Source organism: Paenibacillus plantarum, from assembly GCF_013141695.1.
Classification (GTDB): domain Bacteria; phylum Bacillota; class Bacilli; order Paenibacillales; family NBRC-103111; genus Paenibacillus_E; species Paenibacillus_E plantarum.
In genome coordinates this window covers 35608-54912 of record NZ_WHNY01000054.1, presented here as the reverse complement: position 1 = coordinate 54912, position 19305 = coordinate 35608, and the positions used below count along the sequence as shown (strand labels likewise).

Below are 19305 nucleotides of genomic sequence, written 5' to 3'. Positions count from 1 at the left end.
TGTCGTGTTTGAGGTCTAGGGGAAGCGGAGTTTACACCCTTGATTAATAGGTTGAGATGATATGTGAGAAGCTGGTTGCGAGTAGAATTGGTTTGAGTGGAGTAGGAGTAGTGTGCTCGATTGAGTAGCTAGCTTTCAATTAACTGTAAAAAATACGGTTAAAATTGGCGTTTTATCTAAGATTTAACGAATAGATGGAAAACATACAGCTAATATCAGGGAGATTGGCCATTTGGTGGATTATTGCGGAAATTAACTGTAGGAAATCCATCTAATGCTCCCAGTTGGGGAGAAGCAGTAAAATTAACAACATAAAATCCATTAATTTGTTTAGTGCGGTGGAAAAGGCTGAATGTGAGCGCTGAGATCCAGCATCCACCCCCGTATCCGATGTCCATAATCAGTATCCCAAGACGTGTCGCAATTTCTGAGTGTCATTGTCCGAATGTTAGACTTAAAATAAGCGTTTTCATGTGCTACATTTAAGAAAGTTGTCTAAATATCATATATTTGCATGCAAGGAAAAAACCTACTGGAGGTCTTCACATGTCACGTAAGTATCGTATTGGTATTATTGGTTGCGGTGGAATTGCAAATGGTAAGCATTTGCCTAGTTTGAGCAAGCTGTCAAATGTTGAATTAGTCGCATTTTGTGACATCATCCAAGAGAGTGCAGCAACAGCTGCAACGAAATATGGGATTGAAGGCGCGCTCGTTTGCGAAGATTATAGAGAAGTATTGCAAGATGCTACGATTGATATCGTGCATGTATTGACACCGAATATTTCACATGCGGAAATTTCAATTGCTGCTCTTGAAGCTGGCAAGCATGTTATGTGTGAGAAGCCGATGGCCAAAACAGCTGAAGATGCGAAGCGCATGGTTGAAACAGCGAAACGCACTGGCAAAAAGTTGACCGTTGGTTACAACAACCGTTTCCGTCCGGATAGCCAACATTTGAAAAACGTATGTGCTGATGGTGAGCTTGGTCACATTTATTTTGCTAAAGCACATGCCATTCGTCGTCGTGCTGTACCGACATGGGGTGTATTTCTTGATGAAGAGAAGCAAGGTGGCGGTCCGTTAATCGATATCGGTACGCATGCCCTAGATCTTACGCTTTGGATGATGGACAACTACAAGCCGAAGGTTGTATTAGGTACGTCCTACCATGAATTGTCCCAAACGGAAAACGCTGCTAACGCATGGGGGCCATGGGATCCAAGTAAATTTACCGTTGAGGATTCCGCTTTTGGGATGATCGTGATGGAGAATGGTGCAACGATTATTCTTGAATCCAGCTGGGCGTTAAACACACTTGAAGTAGACGAAGCGAAATGCTCGTTGAGTGGTACGGAAGGTGGAGCAGATATGAAAGGCGGCCTTCGCATCAATGGTGAGAAGCACAGTCGTCTTTACACAACCGAGGTTGATTTGAAAGCAGGCGGAGTTGCTTTCTACGATGGCAAAACCGAAAGCGCTGCTGACGTGGAAATGCGTACTTGGATCAACGCGATTGATCAAGATATTGATCCGGTTGTTACGCCTGAGCAAGCTTACGTTGTTTCGCAAATTCTTGAAGCTATTTATGAGTCCGCTCGTACGGGTAAAGCTGTTTATTTAAACCAATAGAACTGGAAATGGAAAACCATGAGGATGATACGTCCTGATGGTTTTTCTTTACTTTTATTTTAGATGATATTTGAAAAATAGCGCAGTGATGGCGTATGCTTATCAATAGATTGCTATTATTTTGTTATTGAGGGAAAGGAAGCGAACCATATGCAATTAGGCTTGCAAAATAAGGTGGCTTTAATCACCGGGGGAAGCAAAGGGATTGGACTTGCTACCGCCATTTCTTTGTCCCGCGAAGGGGCGAAAGTGGCTATACTTGCGCGAAATGTAGAGCAGCTTCAGGAAGCTGCGATTCAAATTGCTAATCTAACCGAAGGCGAAGTTCTCACGATTGTGGCGGATGTGACATCGGAAGCTGATTGTCAGAGAGCAATTGAAGAGACGGTTCAACGTTTTGGCGGTTTACATATCCTTGTTAATAATGCAGGGACTTCCGCTGCTGCACCTTTTGAACAAGTAGGTTCGGCTGTGTGGCGCCAAGATTTGGAGTTGAAATTATTCGGGGCTATCCATTGCTCGCAATTTGCGATTCCATATATGCGAGAAGCAGGCGGCGGCTCGATCGTGAATGTTACAACATCCGCTGCCAAGACACCTCCAGCCTCATCGCTTCCGACTTCGGTTAGCAGAGCGGCTGGATTGGCTTTAACGAATGCGATGAGCAAAGATTTGGGATCGGCACAGATTCGGGTCAATACCGTGTGTATTGGAACCATTCGCAGTGACCAAATCGAGAAGGCTTGGAAAAAGCGTGCTCCAGAGCTTACATGGGAGGAGTTCGCAAGTGATCCGCGGCATGATATTCCATTAGGCCGTATTGGGAATGCAGAGGAAGCGGCGAATGTGATTACCTTTTTAGTCTCAGATGCAGCTTCTTATGTAACAGGGACATCTGTGAATATTGATGGTGGAAAAGGCGCAGCCTTATAGAAGTTCAAATAGAACAAAGCCTATGTCTCTCCGTTAACGGAAAGCCATAGGCTTTGTTCTTTCTTCTATGTTTTTTAGGGCATGGTGCTAGGATTAAATTCTACGTTTCTTTCTTAGATACCAGATGATCTCAGAGATAGCATCCCGTATTGAAGTGTTTTGGTGAAAAGCTAATGTCATTGTCATAAGCAAGAAACCTCCCTAACCCTGAAAGAATGTCATGCATGAATAGTATTACGTAAGAAAATCGACGTTGGTTCTATTTTTTTTTAGTGGGTTAAGCCTATTTTTAAAAATAAAGCACCTTACTAATTCACTTCACCGATCGGTAGTATTTGGGCATCAACGCCTCTTGTTCAAAAAGGACGTGAAAATCATTAATTTTGCTTGACAGGTTAAACGTTTCAATTTAATCTAAATATAAGTGTTAAACGTTTAACACGTTCGTGAATTTGAAGCAGGTACTGAGCAACCTATAACAAGGGATACGGAGTGATTCTATCATGTGGAAACAAGCTATTGAGGATGCTTTGCAGAAGACGAAAGTGAATATTGAGCGTTTCGGGGATCAGTTCCCTCATGTCAGTGAGAACGATATTTATCATTTGAATCCAAATACCGATTGGACGGATGGCTTCTGGTCAGGGATTTTGTGGCTGAGCTACCAGTATAGCGGTGACAAAGTATTCCAAGATGCTGCACAGAAAACGGTAGCAAGCTTTAAACAAAGACTTGAAAATAACGTTGGCTTGGATCACCATGATATTGGCTTCCTATATTCCCTTTCTTCGAAGGCGCAGTGGATTCTTGAGAAAGATGAGAACGCGAAGCAACTTACTTTGCAAGCTGCTGATGTTTTGATGAAGCGTTGGAGACCGAAGGGCCAGTACATTCAAGCTTGGGGACCTGAGGGTGACGAGCATAACGGTGGACGGATCATTATCGATTGCCTATTAAACCTACCGTTGCTTTATTGGGCATATGAACAAACCGGAGATACGAAATATAAAGAAGTAGCGATCATCCATGCGGATCTGTCACGCCGTTACTTGGTGCGTGGCGATGATTCCTCCTACCACACGTTCTACTTCGATCAAGAAACAGGGGAACCACTTCGCGGTGGAACGCATCAAGGTTATCAAGATGGATCGACATGGACAAGAGGACAAGCGTGGGGAATTTACGGCTTTGCGCTTTCGTACCACTATACGAAAAATCCATTATACTTAGAGACAGCCAAACGTTTAGCGCGTTATTTCTTTGAGCGTTTACCTGAAGACGATGTGGTATATTGGGATTTCAATGCACCAATAAATGCCGAGACGAAACGTGATAGTTCTGCTTCTGCGATTGCTTCTGCAGGGGCTTTGGAGATTCTTGAGCATTTGGCAGCAGATGATCCGGATCGTGCGTATTTGGAAAATGGCGTTCAGCGCTCGATGGCTGGATTGGTGAAATCCTACGCTACAATTGGCAAGCCGGATGCACAAGGTTTACTTGAGCGCGGTTCATACAGTGTTCGCGGCGGGGCTGCACCGGATGATTATGTTATTTGGGGAGACTACTATTACTTAGAAGCTCTGCTTCGTCTAGAAAAAGGATTCAAGGGGTATTGGTATGAGTAATTCACAACCGGCTGTGGCAACTGATCGCGCCTATTGGGTTCAGACGATGCTTCGCATCGCTGAGCCTGTCCTTCGGGCGTTAGCAAGTAGACAACTTAGAGCCACCATGCCAGTTGAATGTAAAAGAGAAGAGCAACGCGCGTTCACGCATCTCGAAGCGTTCGGTCGTACCCTCGTCGGGATGGCACCTTGGTTAGAGACACCAGCATTAGATGCCGAGGAGGAACAGCTTCGTCAGGCGTACGGTAATCTCGTTCGAGAAGCGATGGATGCGGCAACGGATCCGGAATCACCGGATTTCTTGAACTTTGCTCAGGGGATGCAGCCAATCGTAGATACCGCATTCTTAGCGCATGCTATTTTACGTGCACCGAATACGCTATGGCATAGCTTGGACCCTCGTGTTCAAAAGAATCTAGCTGCCGCGATGAAATCTTCACGGACTCGCAAGCCAGGCTTCAATAACTGGCTGCTTTTCGCGGCGATGACGGAAACCGCGCTTGGTGTTATGGGCGAGGACTGGGATCATATGCGTGTTGATTTTGCACTAAAGCAGCATGAACAATGGTATCTAGGCGACGGCATGTATGGTGATGGCGTGGATTATCATGCGGATTACTACAACAGCTTCGTTATTCAGCCGATGATGGTGGATATCATTGAGCATGTGCATACGTATTATGCCGATTGGGGCAATATGCGTGAGAATATCCTGAAGCGAGCGCAGCGATATGCGGCGGTTCAGGAGCGCATGATTTCACCAGAAGGCACTTTCCCAGCCATTGGGCGTTCGTTAGCTTACCGCTTCGGAGCTTTCCAATCGCTGGCGCAGACCGCACAGCGGAACGAGCTGCCTGTCGGCGTTCAACCGGCTCAAGTACGCGGAGCTTTAACTGCTGTCATTCGCAGATTGATTGAAGCACCAGGCACCTTCGATGAAGGTGGTTGGTTGCGGATTGGACTTTGCGGACATCAGCCAGAAATTGGCGAGCCGTACATCTCAACAGGAAGCTTATACTTATGCTCTGCGGTCTTTCTACCACTGGGCTTGGCAGCGAATGATGAGTTCTGGCAAGGTGCGGATGTACCGTGGACCTCACAGCAAGTTTGGTCGGGTCAGACGGTTGCCATAGATAAAGCGTTATATGAATAAATACCAAGCACGTACTTGTCCCGATGGGATGGGTACGTGTTTTTTTTGACAGCATAACGCTCCTTCGAAGGGACATAGGTACTGCGAAAGGGAACCACGTTCCGTTACTTTTTGAATTTGAGCTTTTTGAGGTAAATAGCGGAACCACGTTCCTCTACTTTGGCGAAGTGCATGAATGATGTAAGTACCGTTCGATGTCTATGTAAATCGGGAGATTGCCTCATTGTTTGATTCTCAGACCACCCATACAATTAGAATTATGAAGCAGGGGCAACTTCCCTAAGACCACTAAACCAAGGAGAGATCTTAATGGGCTTATTGGATGGTTTGTATCGATTTCAGGATTGCCGAACACTTCGGGTTTCGAGCTACGACCGATCGGGAGGAAATGACGATTATATCAGTATTAAAGCTGGAGAAACGGCGGTGCTTGCCCATCTTCAAAATGCGGGGATCATCAAGCATATCTGGATTACAATCAATGCGAAGGATCCTATGTACAATCGCAATCTGATTGTGCGCATGTATTGGGACGGGGAATCGGAACCGAGCGTACAAAGTCCGATCGGAGATTTCTTCGGGCAGGGTTGGGGTGAGAATTATCCATTTATCTCCTTACCAATGGCTGCGGCTCCTAGGGGAGGAAAGGGATTGAATTGCTACTTCCCCATGCCATTCGCCCAAGGCGCAAAAATTACATTAGAGAACGATTCGGAGTTTGATGTTCCTTCTTTTTATTATTACATCGATTATGAGCAGCATGCTTCGATACCGGATGATGCAGGACGGTTTCACGCCTGGTGGAATCGGGAAATAACCGAACCGTCAGGTGAGCAAGAGAACGAGTGGGGACTTATGGGTGAACCACCGAAAAATCAAACGGATGAAAGCAATTATTTGTTTGCAGAAATTGAGGGACGTGGGCATTTTGTCGGCGTTAATTACTATGTCGATAGTCCAGGACCAATGTGGTATGGAGAAGGCGACGACATGTTCATGGTGGATGGTGAACCTTGGCCGGGATCCCTACATGGCACTGGGACGGAGGATTTCTTCAATTCCTCGTGGTGCCCGAACGAGCTGTATGCCCATCCTTATTTCGGGTACGCCCGAATACCTGATAAGCTCGGCTTTATGGGACGGACCCATTGTTACCGCTTCTTATTGGAGGATGCCATTCATTTCCGCAAATCGCTCCGGTCTAGTATTGAGCATGGGCATGCCAATGTACTGACATTAGATATCGCCAGTGTGGCCTATTGGTACCAAAGTGAGCCACACAAACCGTTTCCAGCGATTCCGCAGAGATCATTGCGTCAAAATATGCCGGTTATTACGGCGAGTGACGTTCACCGTTGGCGAGATGCGTGGAGAAAGTCCAAAGGTTCTGGCAAGTTGTGGGGGAATGAGTTGGAGTGAGTTAGGCCCATTCGTAGGAGTAATCCAACCCTGATCTGCACGGCATGACACGCTTAGGCGGTTATGTATACATGAAATCACGATGAGGAGGTAAGTAGTGGATGAAAAGAATGGTCACTAGTACTTTGATCGGTATCATGATGTTGATTGCGTTATTGCTTGTTGGAAGCGCTGCAATGGCAAGTGGAGAGGGGCAGATTATTAAGCCTGCTGGAGCTGGTGCGGCGACCGGTAGCTTATTTTTCCCGTTGGATTATGCCTTTGACAGTCCGGATATCGCTCTCGATTCTACCGGAGTGCCAGTAGGCGGTGCGGGAACGAACAATGCACCTGCGTACTCCACAAGCCGGGTTGGTTATCTGGATCTAGGACCGAATTGGGCGAATGTACGAATCACGTCAACTTGGACGAAGTACAGAGCATCAAGCATCGGCGATATGACTCCTTACACCGAAATATGGTGGGACAATGATATCGACATGACGAATGACAGTGGGTTAACGGAAACTCGTATTAACTTCAACAGCGTACAAGGTCTTCCCAACACAGGAACGACAACTCCTTGGATACGTGACAATGATGTCAGCAGCAGCCCCGTTGAGCCATTGGGACGGTATATGATGCTCCGCTCTCCGATCAACATGACAAACAGAGCAAGTGAGTATGCCATAGTCGGATATCTTTTTGAAGAGTCCATCAAAGTCATTACCCCTCCCTTAGCTGGGCAGGCGAGCGGAAGTCAGTTTTTCCCAATGGACAGATCTTTTGATGGACAGCCGACGCTCAGTCCGTTAACTGGGGATCCTACGGGAGGCGTAACAGGCATAGATTCACCAGCATATGCAGACAGGGTCGGTTATATTGATTTTGGAGCGGACTGGAGCAAGGTACGAATAACTTCAACGTGGACCAAATACAGAGCCTCAAGCACAGGGAATCAGACCCCTTATGCATCACTTTGGTGGGATGATGATATAGATACTACGAATGATAATGGGTTTGCGGAAACTCGGATCAACTTTAACAGTGCGCAAAACCTTTCTACAGGATCAACTACACCATGGATAAAGGATAGTGATGTTAGCAGCAACCCTGTGGCACCACAAGCCAGATACTTGTTAGCCCGCAGTCCTCTTACGATGACCAACAGAGCTAATGAATACGCAATTGTCGGGTGGATCGACGAAAATGGTAACGGGATCCAAGACTCGCTAAATCACCCTGTTAGTGGAATAACGGTTACGGGAGCCAGTGGAGCAACCAGTATATTGACGGGAAGCACGCTACAGATGTCAGTTGCTGTACAGCCTTACAATGCGACGAATAAGAATGTTACCTGGTCGGTTGTCAACGGAACTGGAAGCGCTACCATTAATGCGAGCGGTTTACTCACAGCGGTAACGGACGGGAATGTAACGGTAAAGGCAACTGCACAGGATGGATCGGGTGTATTCGCAACTCTCGAGATTGCTATTTCACAATACAGTCAATTGATATTGCCCGTTCAAGGAGCAACATCCATCTATTATATTGATTTGCAAGCTTCTTTCCCGAATGTGAATTGGCAGACACTTGAACGTCTTTACATTCCTGCAGGTAATTATCAATACATCAAACTTGGTAATCTTCCGCAACGAACTGCCAGCAATCCTCTGATTATCAGCAACTATGGCGGGCAAGTCAAAGTCAGCGGCACGTACTCGTATACCTTATCGATCGAAGGTGGTAAGCACTGGATATTAACGGGCAAATATGACAATGCGCTCAAAACCGGAAATATCAATTTCCAAGGGCATCTGAATGGAAATTATTCGACTTCAGATGGTCAATATGGCATTGAAGTTGGTCGCAACACGTCCAACGGCATCAGTGTAGGCAAGAATGCCACGAATTTTGAGCTATCGCATATGGAGGTCGCCAATGCCGGTTTCGCTGGTCTATTGATTAAAACGGACGGTGTTCCTACAGCGACCATGGATGGCGTTAAAATCCATGATATGTACATCCACGATTCGGAATCGGAAGGCATGTACATCGGTAATACCAGCAGTGATATCAGCAAGCAGCATATCTTTACCAATCTGGAAATCTATAATAACAGAGTCTTGAGGGCGGGGACAGAAGGCATACAGCTGACTAATATGGGTGATGGCGTGAAGGTCTATAATAACGTTGTCATCATGAACGCGTTGGATTGGAAAAATCCGTTCCAGCAATGGCAGGACGGTACGTTCCAATATGGCCAAAGAACCGGCAGTGCAGAGATCTATAACAATGTATTCATCGGAACTGCGAGCACTCTCTTTACGTTACGCTTTTCTGCGGCTCCCGGCGAGACGCCGGATCCTACGGATGAAGTGGTGATGCATGATAATTACTTCTCCCATAGCAGAGATATTCTTGCCTATATTCATGATACGCCTTCCAATTATGCATCCAAATTCAGGTTTGAAAATAATGTGATTCGGCAAATCAATTTCCACTATGATGAAATTCCTGGCGGACATGTGAATTCGAACAAAATGTTCTATGTTTCGGACAATACGCACAATCCGATGGTCTTCACGAACAATACGCGAGATGGAGGTCAAGTGTTTATTGACACCCTTGCTGGAAACAATGGGACCGTAGGTAATATTTCCGCATCGGGCAATACCACAGTAACAAACTTGGCTCCAATTAAATTCAAGGATGTGGCGCCTTTCACTTCCACTTTTGACTGGAGCTTGGTGGAGAGATGGGATGACTATTCGGATTTATACGCGGTCCCGATCTATTTTAATTATGGTGATTATGTGTATGATTTCCCGACAGGCAATCTGTATCAGAACATAGAAGCGGGGACCCATACGGGTAAAAATCCTGCCACGAACCCTGCCACATGGAGTCTTCTGACACCGATGAAGAATGATTTCAGGCTGGATCCGACATCGCCTTACCAGGGAATGGGCCTTCTGCCTTAATGAGCTGGGATAATGCTGCCTCCATGTAAGATCAAGCCGTTCTGCATATGCAGAACGGCTTGTTTTGTAATAAAATCATGCTATCCCTATGCAATTCGGAAGATCTCCTCATTGTTGGGTGCAGGCAACGGCCATAGAATAAAGATAAGTGAACGTCTATTATTAGTAGGAGACATTCATGTAGGAGGAATAAAGACAATGACTAAAGAAAAACAAACGCTAATCTACGAAAACAAGCTGGCATCGATTGAGGATATTCGGGGCTTTCAGTTGGAGGGACAAGCCAAAATCTCATTTCCAAACGGCAGGATGCGGATGGAGAACGCTCTCGACCCCAACTTGGGGCAAATGGCCAACTATGTGTTCTGGTGCCCGGAGGAATTTCCTGGAGACATTCAGGTAGAGTGGGATTTCTGGCCAGTCAAGGAGCCGGGGCTGAGTATGATGTTTTTTGCTGCAGCCGGAATGAAGGGTGAAGATTTGTTCGACCCCATTCTGAACGAAAGGTACGGACAATATGAGCAGTATACCCATGGAGACATCCGCACGCTGCATATCGCGTATTTCCGACGAAGGTACCCGGAAGAAAGAAGCTTTCATATCTGCAACCTAAGGAAAAGCTCCGGCTTTCATTTAGTGGCCCAAGGAGCCGATCCGATCCCGAATGTGGAGGATTGTATGCCGCCCTATCATCTGATGCTCAGGAAGCAGGGGGCGAAGGTCCATTTTGCAATTAACGAATTGCCTATATTGGAGTGGGAGGACGATGGCAGGTCACTCGGTCCCATTCTGGGCAGTGGCAAAATTGGTTTTCGCCAAATGGCGCCTTTAATCGCCGAATACGCGAATTTACAAGTTTACCGTCTGGATGAAGACGGAACAACCCGCAAGATTTAGGAGGAGAGAAGCCTATGTATTTCGGTGCATGTTATTATCCGGAGCATTGGCCGGAAGAACGTTGGGAAACAGATGCCCGGTTGATGAAAGAAGCGCATTTTAATGTGGTTCGGATGGCTGAGTTTGCTTGGTCGAGGTTGGAGTCCTCAGATGGCGAGTTCGATTTCTCCTGGCTGGACAGGATTATGAGCATCATGGAGCATTACGGAATAAAAACCATACTCGGGACTCCGACTGCGGGTCCGCCGAAGTGGCTGATGGATAAGCATCCCGGTATTTACCAACAGGATATGTACGAACGAATGCGAGGCTTCGGTGCTAGAAGGCACTACTGTTTTAATAACTTGGATTTTCGAATGTATACAGAGCGTATCGTCACTCAGATGGCCAGTCACTATGGAACGAATACAAACGTAATCGGATGGCAGATCGATAATGAATTTGGAATGATCGATACAGCCCGGTGCTATTGCAGCAGTTGTCGCCAATCCTTCATAGGATGGCTGCAGCGGAAATATGGATCTATAGAAGCAGTGAATGAAGCATGGGGGACCGTTTTCTCCAGTCAAACTTATCGCACATGGGATGAGCTGCATCTTCCTGCATATGCCGTGCACCAGCATCACAATCCTGGCCTTGCCTTGGATTACCGCAGGTTCTCATCTGATTCGGTTAACGAGTACCAACGCCTACAGGTGAATATTCTCAGGCATTACACGACGGGTCAGTCTATTACACACAATGCGATGGGCAAGTATAACCAAGTGGATTTCTACGACATGTCCAAGGAACTGGATCTGATTTCCCTGGATGTGTATCCGAATATGAAATCGGAACCCAAAGAACGACCTGCGTATGCGGCAGAGCAGCATGATATGACCCGTGGCTTCAAGGGTGGTCGAAACTATTGGGTTCTGGAGCACCAAAGCGGAGCTCCTGGTGCTGTTGAGATGGCCCCAACTCCGATCCCAGGGGAGCTGCGCAGATGGACATTCCAATCTGTCGCCCGGGGTGCGGATGCCATCGTCTATTTTCGCTGGAGGACACTGCCCTATGCCATCGAGGAGCTTTGGCATGGCATCTTGCAGCATCATGGTGAGCCTGGACGTAAATTTGAGGAAGTGAAGCAGGTGGGGGTGGAGCTCAAGAAATTGGCTCCGCTCCTCACCGGAACCTCACCTTGTGCGAAAGTCGCACTCATTCGCTGCTACAACAATGAGTGGGCATTCGAGCTTCAGCCGCATATGAAAGGGTACGAATATATCAAGCATTTTGAGATGTATTATGCCTACTTTTACGACCGGGGCATTCCCGTTGATATTGTATCTCCGGAAGCGGACTTCACTGGCTATGAGCTGGTCGTTGCTCCTAACCTGATGATGGCCAAAGAGGAGTCCGTTCAAGCTTTGTACCGTTTCGTGGAGGACGGCGGCTATTTCATAACGGATATTCGCACTGGAGCCAAGGAGTGGAATAACCAGATCACACAGAAGCGGTTGCCGGGACAATTTCGTGATCTGCTAGGGATTGGCATTGAGGACTACGGTATTATCGAGGGAGAACAGAGGATCGGAATACATAATCTGAACAATGGTAAAATAAGTTCCGCCACGATGTGGTATGAAGTGATCGATTTACTTGCGGTAGAATCGGCTGCTGAACCGATGGCGGTATATACCAGTAATTACTTTAGGGAAACTCCGGCTGTTACTCGTAGAGCTTACGGTAAAGGCTGTGGGGTTTACATTGGCACAATTCTTGATAAGGAAGGGTTAAATAGCATCATGGATCAGATCGTCAGCGAAGCGGGCATTACGCCGATCTTGGACGGATTACCTGATGGAGTCGAGGCAATGGTCAGAGTAGGAACCGACGATAGCGGAAGAAAATTGTTATTTATCATCAACCATACCGAAGATGTAGTAACCGTTAACCTTGATACCACATATACGGATGCGATGTCGGATAGATCTGTCAGTGGAGCGATCGTATTGGCATCTCAAGATGTGCGGATACTGTGTGTTCAGCGATAAGATCTTAACAACCTAAGACGATTCCTATGCTTTTCGGTTGATCCCCTTATTGTTTCGTGTAAACGCTTCACTTACAATTTAAGTAAGAAGACATCAAGGTACATCTCAGAAAAGAGGGAGGCGAACTTCATGAGTACTGCACCGACAAGTGCGAAGGATGCGGCGCTTCAGAATAAGCACACGCGACTTGCCGGTACCCCAACATTTCGTTATATGAGGCGTTTTTGGCCATTCTACGCGATGTTGACGCCAGGTATTTTATACTTTTTAGTATTCAAGTATGTTCCTTTATTAGGAAGCATTATAGCGTTTCAAGACTACAACTTGTATGGCGGCTTTTTCCAAAGCGAATGGGTAGGCTTCAAATGGTTTCAACAGTTTTTCGAGTTTGTACACTTCCGACGGCTGTTATGGAATACGTTGGCCATAAGCTTCTATCAACTGATCTTTGCTTTTCCAGCACCGATTATACTAGCCATTCTTTTGAATGAGATCAGAAGCATGGCGATGCGCCGGACCATACAGACCATCGTTTATCTGCCTCATTTTCTATCGTGGATCATTATTGCGGGCTTCGGTTACATGCTCCTGTCCCCCCAGATCGGACTTATTAATCACATGGTAAAGTCCTTCGGTTACGAGCCCGTCTTTTTCTTGCAAGAGCCGAGTTGGTTCCGTACGATAGTTGTCAGTTCTGGCATGTGGAAGGAAGCGGGGTGGAGTGCAATTGTTTTCCTAGCAGCTATTGCAGGGATCAACCCTTCGTTGTACGAAGCTGCTCGAATCGATGGAGCTAGCCGCTGGAGACAGCTCTTGCATGTAACGTTTCCGGGTATGATGCCGGCGATCATGCTGCTTCTGCTATTGAAAATCGGGCATACTCTCGATCTGGGCGTCGAGCAAATCTATGTCTTCCTGAGTCCCATTACCTATGAAGTTGGGGACATTATCGATACGTACGCTTATCGGGAAGGCATTCTCAAAGGTGAATACAGCATGACAACGGCGATTGGATTGTTTAAGTCAATTGTCGGGTTCGTACTATTGATTGTTGCTAACCGGATCAGTCGCAGCACGACTGGCGAGCGTCTATTCTAAGAGAGGAGGAACAAGCGATGCGCTATCGTCTCACATTCGGAGAAAAAGTCTTCGATGCGCTTAACTACATCGTACTGCTCATTGCGTGCGCTGCTGTTATGCTGCCTTTCCTCTATATCATCGCAAGCTCGCTTAGTTCGCCAGAGGCGCTGATCCGGGGGGAAGTCACTTTTTGGCCCAAAGGTTTAAATGTTACGAATTATCAAGTTGTGATGGAAAATAAAGTGTTTTGGAGATCATTTGGCATCACCCTATTCATCGTCGTGGTTGGAACGGTTGTCAACATGTTCATGACAGTCGTAACCGCATATCCACTCGCTAAGCAGGGTCTTAAAGGAAAGAATATCATTCTGTTGCTGATTGTCTTCACGATGATTTTCCAAGCGCCAATGATTCCGACGTACTTAATTGTAAAAAATCTTCACTTGCTAAACACGGTATGGGCATTAATCATTCCTGGTGCGATTTCGGCCTTCAATATGTTCATATGCTTGACTTTCTTCCGGTCGCTGCCAGAGGAACTGTTCGAGGCAGCGCGTGTAGATGGGATGAAGGAGTTCTCCATTTTGTGGCGAATTGCAGTTCCTCTATCAACGCCAATCATGGTGACTTTGATTCTCTTTTATGCCGTCAGTCATTGGAATAATTACTTTTCCGCACTGCTGTACATCAACGATTTCAAACAGAGGCCACTACAGCTGTATCTTTACAATTTGATTGCACAGTTTAACATGAACGAAGAAATGGCCTCTCTTGTTGAATCCAACGTCGTCCTTTCACCGCAAGGTCTGCAGATGGCAACGATTCTAGTCGCGACAGTTCCAATCCTTTTGATTTACCCTTTCATCCAGAGGCACTTTATCAAGGGCGCACTCATCGGTTCGATTAAAGAGTAACACGCTTTGATTTATAAACAAGATCTGAGAGGAAGGTTTATATGAGAAAAGGGTTTAAGCAAACAGCATTTATATTGTCCGCTTTCTCGCTACTAGCTGCAGGGTGTGGAAACGGGGAAGAGAATACGGTCAGCACGCCAGCAGCAACTAAAACGGCAGAGGCAACGCAAGCACCTACAGCAACGCCAACGGCCCCGGTTAAAATCCGGATGTTTGCTTCCGATCAGTCTCTTCCTCCATTGGATGCGAATGATCCCAACATTCTCTTCATGGAGAAGAAAACGAACACGGATGTGGACTTGGTATCCCTACCCCATTCGCAGTATGAAGACCAGCTTAAATTGAAATTTGCATCCGGCGATTTCCCAGATGTCTATCAATCCTGGTCTGGTCCTGAAGCCGACCTGATTGCCGCAGGCAAAGTTCTCGAACTGAACGATCTGATCGATAAATTTGGTCCTAACTTGAAGAAAAATATTCCCCAAGCAGCATGGGATGCTGTATCTGTTAACGGTAAAATTCTAGCCATTCCGCAGCCTTCCAGTAATTCGAATTCAACGCTGTACGTGCGTCAAGACTGGTTGGATAAGCTAGGATTGCAAGCTCCCAAAACTTCCGATGAACTGATGACTGTGCTGAAGGCTTTCCGCGATAAAGACCCGAACGGAAACGGCAAGAAGGATGAAATCCCATTCTCCATGCGGGAGAAATTCACTTGGGGCGACAATATCTTCGGGATGTGGGGTGTCAACAACTCCTATACGGAAGTGTATTACAACAACGAAGTGATCATCCAGAATATTCATCCTAATATGAAGCAATCACTTGGATTTATCAAATCGATGGTGGATGAAAAAGTAATGGATTCTGAGTTTCTGACGAATTCCAGGACGGTTTGGGAACAGAAAATCAAATCCGGGTTGGTCGGCATGTGGTCGCACACCCAACAACTGGCATGGCAATGGCAAGCGGATCTAGACAAGACGATTCCAAACGAAAAACCGAATGTCGTCGCTATTCCGACTCCACGAGGTACAGGTTATGACGGTCCTCTGGGCACCCGCTGGAGCCCGGTTGCCAAAACGTACATCATCATGAAGAGTACCAAAACCCCTGAAGCGGTCATCAAGTATTTTGATTGGCTGATGAGCGAAGAAGGACAGATGTTCACCGATTTGGGCCAAGAAGGAGATTCGTATAAAAAGGAAAACGGCAAGATCGTAGTTGACACAGCGAAGATGGAAAAAAATAAAGCATTTAACGTGATCTTCAAGATTCATGGTACGAATCCGGCGGTAGAGGAAGCCAAGCTGAGCAATCCTGCTGCTTTCGCCAAGTTGAAGGCTGCATGGGCTGTGGGCGATAAAGAAGGGTTCAAGAATGAGGCTGTAGGTATGCCAGCTGTCAAAAACACGTACAACATCGATACGATGTTCCTTGAGGAAGGCAGCAAAATTGTACTTGGCAAAGCCCCTGTTGAACACTTTGATGAATTCGTGAAAACCTGGCGCAAGCAGGGCGGCGATCAGATGGTCAAGGAGCGTACAGACTGGTACAATAAAAATAGGAAAAAATAGGTCATTGGGTTTGGAAAGCAACCCTCGATCGGGTTTCCCGGGAGAGGGTTGTTCTTCTTCACCTTTTTGGGGGTGTAGATGCAGAAGTGTGGAAAAAAATACATGCCTCCTTAAAATGGAAGCTGGTTAGCCTGCTCATCGTTATCATTGTGTCAATGGTGTCGATGATCGGGTTTTTCAGCTATTACGATACGTCTCGGACCATACGGCAGGACGTTTCACATTTCAGCGAGCAGATCTTGCGCCAAGCCAATCTCAACCTGAACCGGCAGTACATGGAATATGAGCGTGGACTCCTGGTTCTTGGAACAAGCAATGAGTTCACGGAGTGGCTTAAAGTTGATCCAGCGGATCGCTTCGAGCTCATTTCCGGTTTTCATTCTTTGGAGCGTAATTACTTGCGGTCTTTTCTAGTGCGCCAGCCTGAGATTATGTCTATATCCATGCTATCGGATAAGGGCGGCGAATTTAATTATGCGCTCACTTCAGGGCTGTCCAAAGATTATTCGATGGCCAACGAGCCATGGCTGAGTGAAGTCGGTCGGCTTGAGAAGGTCCATCATCGTGTCGTTCAAAGTACCGCATACGTGAATTATAAAAGTAATCCGGAGCAAGTACTTATCTTGTCGATGGCTGGACAATTTGGCGAGCCTGAGGCCAAAGGGTTCCTGAAGATGGATATTTCACTGGAACCCGTGCAAACCATTCTCAATCAGATGAAGCTTGGGGATAAAGGCTTGGGACTGATTGCCAAGCCAGATGGAACCATCTTGGTTCACCAGGATCAATCGAAAGTGGGCAGCGTTCTGGAACCCGATATTACCGAACAATTGACTGCGAAAAGCGGTACGTACCTTCGGAAAGAAACGCAACAGTTGATTGTATTCGATACGATCCCTTACACCGGTTGGAAAACGGTCGCGATTTTATCCAATCAAGATATTACGTCCAGCATCAACAGGGTTCGTAACGTCACGATCGGGATCGCATCGACGGGAATTATACTTGCCATCATTCTTGTCACGTTGGTTGCCACTTCGATTACAAGCCGTTTGTCCAAACTCAGGTCCCATATGAAGCGGGCTCAGTATGGGAATTTCAGGGATCGCATTCATATTGAAGGTACGGACGAAGTGTCGGATTTAAGCCATTCCTTCAATCGGATGTTGAATGAACTCGAAGACTCGATCCAACAATTGACGGAGACACAGTTGATGCAGCAACGAGCTGTATTTTCTGCGATGCAGTCCCAGATTCGCTCTCATTTTTTATATAATTCACTAGAGTCTATTAATTCTATGGCTCATTTAGCTGGACATACGGACATCGAGAAGACCTCCATCTCGTTATCTCGCATGCTTAGATACACATCCAATTACCAGGATATGCTTGTGAAGTTGGAGGACGAGATTGCGCATGTCAATCACTATATGAATATAAGCCGGATCCGTTTTGGAGAGGAAGTCAGCTATGGGATTCACATACCAGAAGACTGCCGAGAGGTACTCTGTTTAAAGGTTATTCTTCAGCCAATTGCGGAGAATGCGATCAAACACGGCATTGAAACCACCGGTGAGCCGACGCATTTGGAGGTATCAGCGCAGCGGGACGGTGACTTCATCTCGATCATTTTTGAGGATAATGGTAAAAACTACGACGAAGAGCGGCTGGAAGCTTTCCGTACTCGACTGCTTAAGGTGACGCCATCGCAAGAAGAATACGCCTCACTCACGAATGTCGGACTCTTAAATGTTCATTTCCGTTTGCAAGCCTTTTACCAGATGAATGGTGTAGGAGTGGAAATAGATAAAGGAAGCCGTCTTGGTGGCGTTAAGGTTACCGTAAGGATTCCCCACAGATTGAATAGCCAAAAGGAGCGATAGCCGAAATGTTCCGTGTACTTATCGCAGATGACGAGCACCTTATCCGGTCGAGTTTGACTAGCAAAATCGAGCAATTCAGCGAGGAAACAGTTGTTTCAGGCTTGGCAGCCAACGGTGTGAAGGCACTGGAATGGTTGGAAGAACATTACGCGGATATCTGCGTGACGGATGTCAAAATGCCGCTCATGGGCGGACTGGATCTGATTGCGAAGGTCAACGAGAGATATCCCTGGATGATTTCTGTGGTCGTTTCCAGCTATGATGAATTTGAATTTGCCAAAACAAGCATGCAGCTCGGAGCCATCGATTATATTATCAAGCCTGTGGACCAGGAACAGTTGAATGGAGCTCTTGCCCGAGCAATTGGTGAGGTGGCCTCGCAGCGGCGAGCAGAAGCTGCCATGCTATTCATGCGATCGATTCCTCATCATCAAGACATGCTGCAACGATGGGTGCTGCAAATCCAGACGGTTCAACTTGAGACACTTCCGCTACTAGTGGTGGACACATTGGATATGTTGGAGAGTCTAGCAGGGGACCGATTCTACTTGTTAAATCCACTCTCCATGGCATGGTTGGAAATGATTGTGGAAGAGCTGAAGAAAGAAAAGGTAAAGATCGAGCTTCAAGAGGGCAAAGATTTGGGCCTGTGGGAGAAGACGATTCTACATGATAAAGTGCGCAGCTATTTTCGGTTGTGCGCTGTTCGCCGTCTGGAGGAAGGGGCACAGCGGATTTTTGCAGTGACGCAAGCCGTTAAGGACCAACCTTCCCGCAGGGCGATAGAAGAGGTAAAAGCGTTCATCAACGAACATTACGCAGATAAGCTGAATCTGCAGGAAATTGCGGATCGGGTTGCAATTAGCAGGAATCATTTCGCCCATTTATTCAAACAGGAAACGGGTACGACGGTTTGGAACTATTTGATTCAAATACGAATGGGGAAAGCGAGAGAATTGCTTCTTGGCACCGATAAGCGAATTTATGAGATCGCACACGATGTAGGATACGATAACAGTGTTCACTTTTCTCAGGTATTTAAAGAACAGTTTGGCTTAACTCCCGCCGAATTCAAAAAACGAATGGAGCGTTAAGTCAGATTCATTTTCCGACTATTCCGATATATATCGTGCCATGCCCTCATTGTGATGCAGAATGGATTCTCCTACAATGAAGTTAAAGCGTTCTCATTGATT

General features: G+C 46.5%; 13 protein-coding genes. All 13 read left to right on the top strand.

What is annotated here, in order from left to right:
- Positions 1–546: 546 nt before the first annotated feature.
- Entirely contained in the window at positions 547–1632 is a 1086-nt protein-coding gene (locus tag GC096_RS16780; protein WP_171631743.1) for a Gfo/Idh/MocA family protein, read from the top strand.
- A 150-nt stretch (positions 1633–1782) separates the two neighbouring features.
- Positions 1783–2565, top strand: coding sequence for an SDR family NAD(P)-dependent oxidoreductase (locus GC096_RS16775; protein ID WP_171631741.1), 783 nt, complete (start codon positions 1783–1785; stop codon positions 2563–2565).
- A 503-nt stretch (positions 2566–3068) separates the two neighbouring features.
- Positions 3069–4190: a glycoside hydrolase family 88 protein gene (locus tag GC096_RS16770; protein ID WP_171631740.1), complete on the top strand. Its 1122-nt coding sequence runs from the start codon at positions 3069–3071 to the stop codon at positions 4188–4190.
- Complete coding sequence (locus GC096_RS16765; protein ID WP_216626156.1) at positions 4183–5343, top strand: DUF2264 domain-containing protein; 1161 nt, start codon at positions 4183–4185, stop codon at positions 5341–5343. Before GC096_RS16770 ends, GC096_RS16765 begins: the two co-directional genes overlap by 8 nt.
- Before the next feature lie 309 nt (positions 5344–5652).
- Positions 5653–6762: a glycoside hydrolase family 172 protein gene (locus GC096_RS16760; RefSeq protein ID WP_171631738.1), complete on the top strand. Its 1110-nt coding sequence runs from the start codon at positions 5653–5655 to the stop codon at positions 6760–6762.
- Between the two features lie 101 nt (positions 6763–6863).
- Positions 6864–9725 carry an Ig-like domain-containing protein gene (locus tag GC096_RS16755; RefSeq protein WP_171631737.1) on the top strand — a complete coding sequence of 954 codons (2862 nt, stop codon included), beginning with the start codon at positions 6864–6866 and terminating at the stop codon, positions 9723–9725.
- A gap of 198 nt (positions 9726–9923) precedes the next feature.
- Positions 9924–10622, top strand: a complete 699-nt coding sequence (locus tag GC096_RS16750; protein WP_171631736.1) for a DUF1961 family protein — start codon at positions 9924–9926, stop codon at positions 10620–10622.
- Positions 10623–10636: 14 nt separating this feature from the next.
- Entirely contained in the window at positions 10637–12655 is a 2019-nt protein-coding gene (locus GC096_RS16745) for a beta-galactosidase (protein ID WP_171631734.1), read from the top strand.
- A 129-nt stretch (positions 12656–12784) separates the two neighbouring features.
- Positions 12785–13753 (top strand): ABC transporter permease, encoded by a 969-nt coding sequence (locus tag GC096_RS16740; RefSeq protein ID WP_246302793.1) that lies wholly within the window; start codon positions 12785–12787, stop codon positions 13751–13753.
- Positions 13754–13770: 17 nt separating this feature from the next.
- Entirely contained in the window at positions 13771–14649 is an 879-nt protein-coding gene (locus GC096_RS16735) for a carbohydrate ABC transporter permease (RefSeq protein WP_171631733.1), read from the top strand.
- Positions 14650–14690: 41 nt separating this feature from the next.
- A complete protein-coding gene (locus tag GC096_RS16730) occupies positions 14691–16226 on the top strand; it encodes an extracellular solute-binding protein (protein ID WP_171631732.1) in 1536 nt (511 codons plus the stop codon).
- An 86-nt stretch (positions 16227–16312) separates the two neighbouring features.
- Positions 16313–18109 (top strand): cache domain-containing sensor histidine kinase, encoded by a 1797-nt coding sequence (locus GC096_RS39345; protein WP_171631730.1) that lies wholly within the window; start codon positions 16313–16315, stop codon positions 18107–18109.
- A 5-nt stretch (positions 18110–18114) separates the two neighbouring features.
- Positions 18115–19203 (top strand): helix-turn-helix domain-containing protein, encoded by a 1089-nt coding sequence (locus GC096_RS16720; RefSeq protein WP_171631729.1) that lies wholly within the window; start codon positions 18115–18117, stop codon positions 19201–19203.
- Positions 19204–19305: the final 102 nt, after the last annotated feature.

What these genes read in the sequence shown, in the direction of transcription:
- GC096_RS16755 (WP_171631737.1), top strand. Translation starts at nt 6,864, where the DNA reads ATGAAAAGAATGGTCACTAGTACTTTGATCGGTATCATGATGTTGATT.
- GC096_RS16770 (WP_171631740.1), top strand. Translation starts at nt 3,069, where the DNA reads ATGTGGAAACAAGCTATTGAGGATGCTTTGCAGAAGACGAAAGTGAAT.
- GC096_RS16750 (WP_171631736.1), top strand. Translation starts at nt 9,924, where the DNA reads ATGACTAAAGAAAAACAAACGCTAATCTACGAAAACAAGCTGGCATCG.
- GC096_RS16765 (WP_216626156.1), top strand. Translation starts at nt 4,183, where the DNA reads ATGAGTAATTCACAACCGGCTGTGGCAACTGATCGCGCCTATTGGGTT.
- GC096_RS16740 (WP_246302793.1), top strand. Translation starts at nt 12,785, where the DNA reads ATGAGTACTGCACCGACAAGTGCGAAGGATGCGGCGCTTCAGAATAAG.
- GC096_RS16735 (WP_171631733.1), top strand. Translation starts at nt 13,771, where the DNA reads ATGCGCTATCGTCTCACATTCGGAGAAAAAGTCTTCGATGCGCTTAAC.
- GC096_RS16780 (WP_171631743.1), top strand. Translation starts at nt 547, where the DNA reads ATGTCACGTAAGTATCGTATTGGTATTATTGGTTGCGGTGGAATTGCA.
- GC096_RS16745 (WP_171631734.1), top strand. Translation starts at nt 10,637, where the DNA reads ATGTATTTCGGTGCATGTTATTATCCGGAGCATTGGCCGGAAGAACGT.
- GC096_RS16730 (WP_171631732.1), top strand. Translation starts at nt 14,691, where the DNA reads ATGAGAAAAGGGTTTAAGCAAACAGCATTTATATTGTCCGCTTTCTCG.
- GC096_RS16760 (WP_171631738.1), top strand. Translation starts at nt 5,653, where the DNA reads ATGGGCTTATTGGATGGTTTGTATCGATTTCAGGATTGCCGAACACTT.
- GC096_RS16775 (WP_171631741.1), top strand. Translation starts at nt 1,783, where the DNA reads ATGCAATTAGGCTTGCAAAATAAGGTGGCTTTAATCACCGGGGGAAGC.
- GC096_RS16720 (WP_171631729.1), top strand. Translation starts at nt 18,115, where the DNA reads ATGTTCCGTGTACTTATCGCAGATGACGAGCACCTTATCCGGTCGAGT.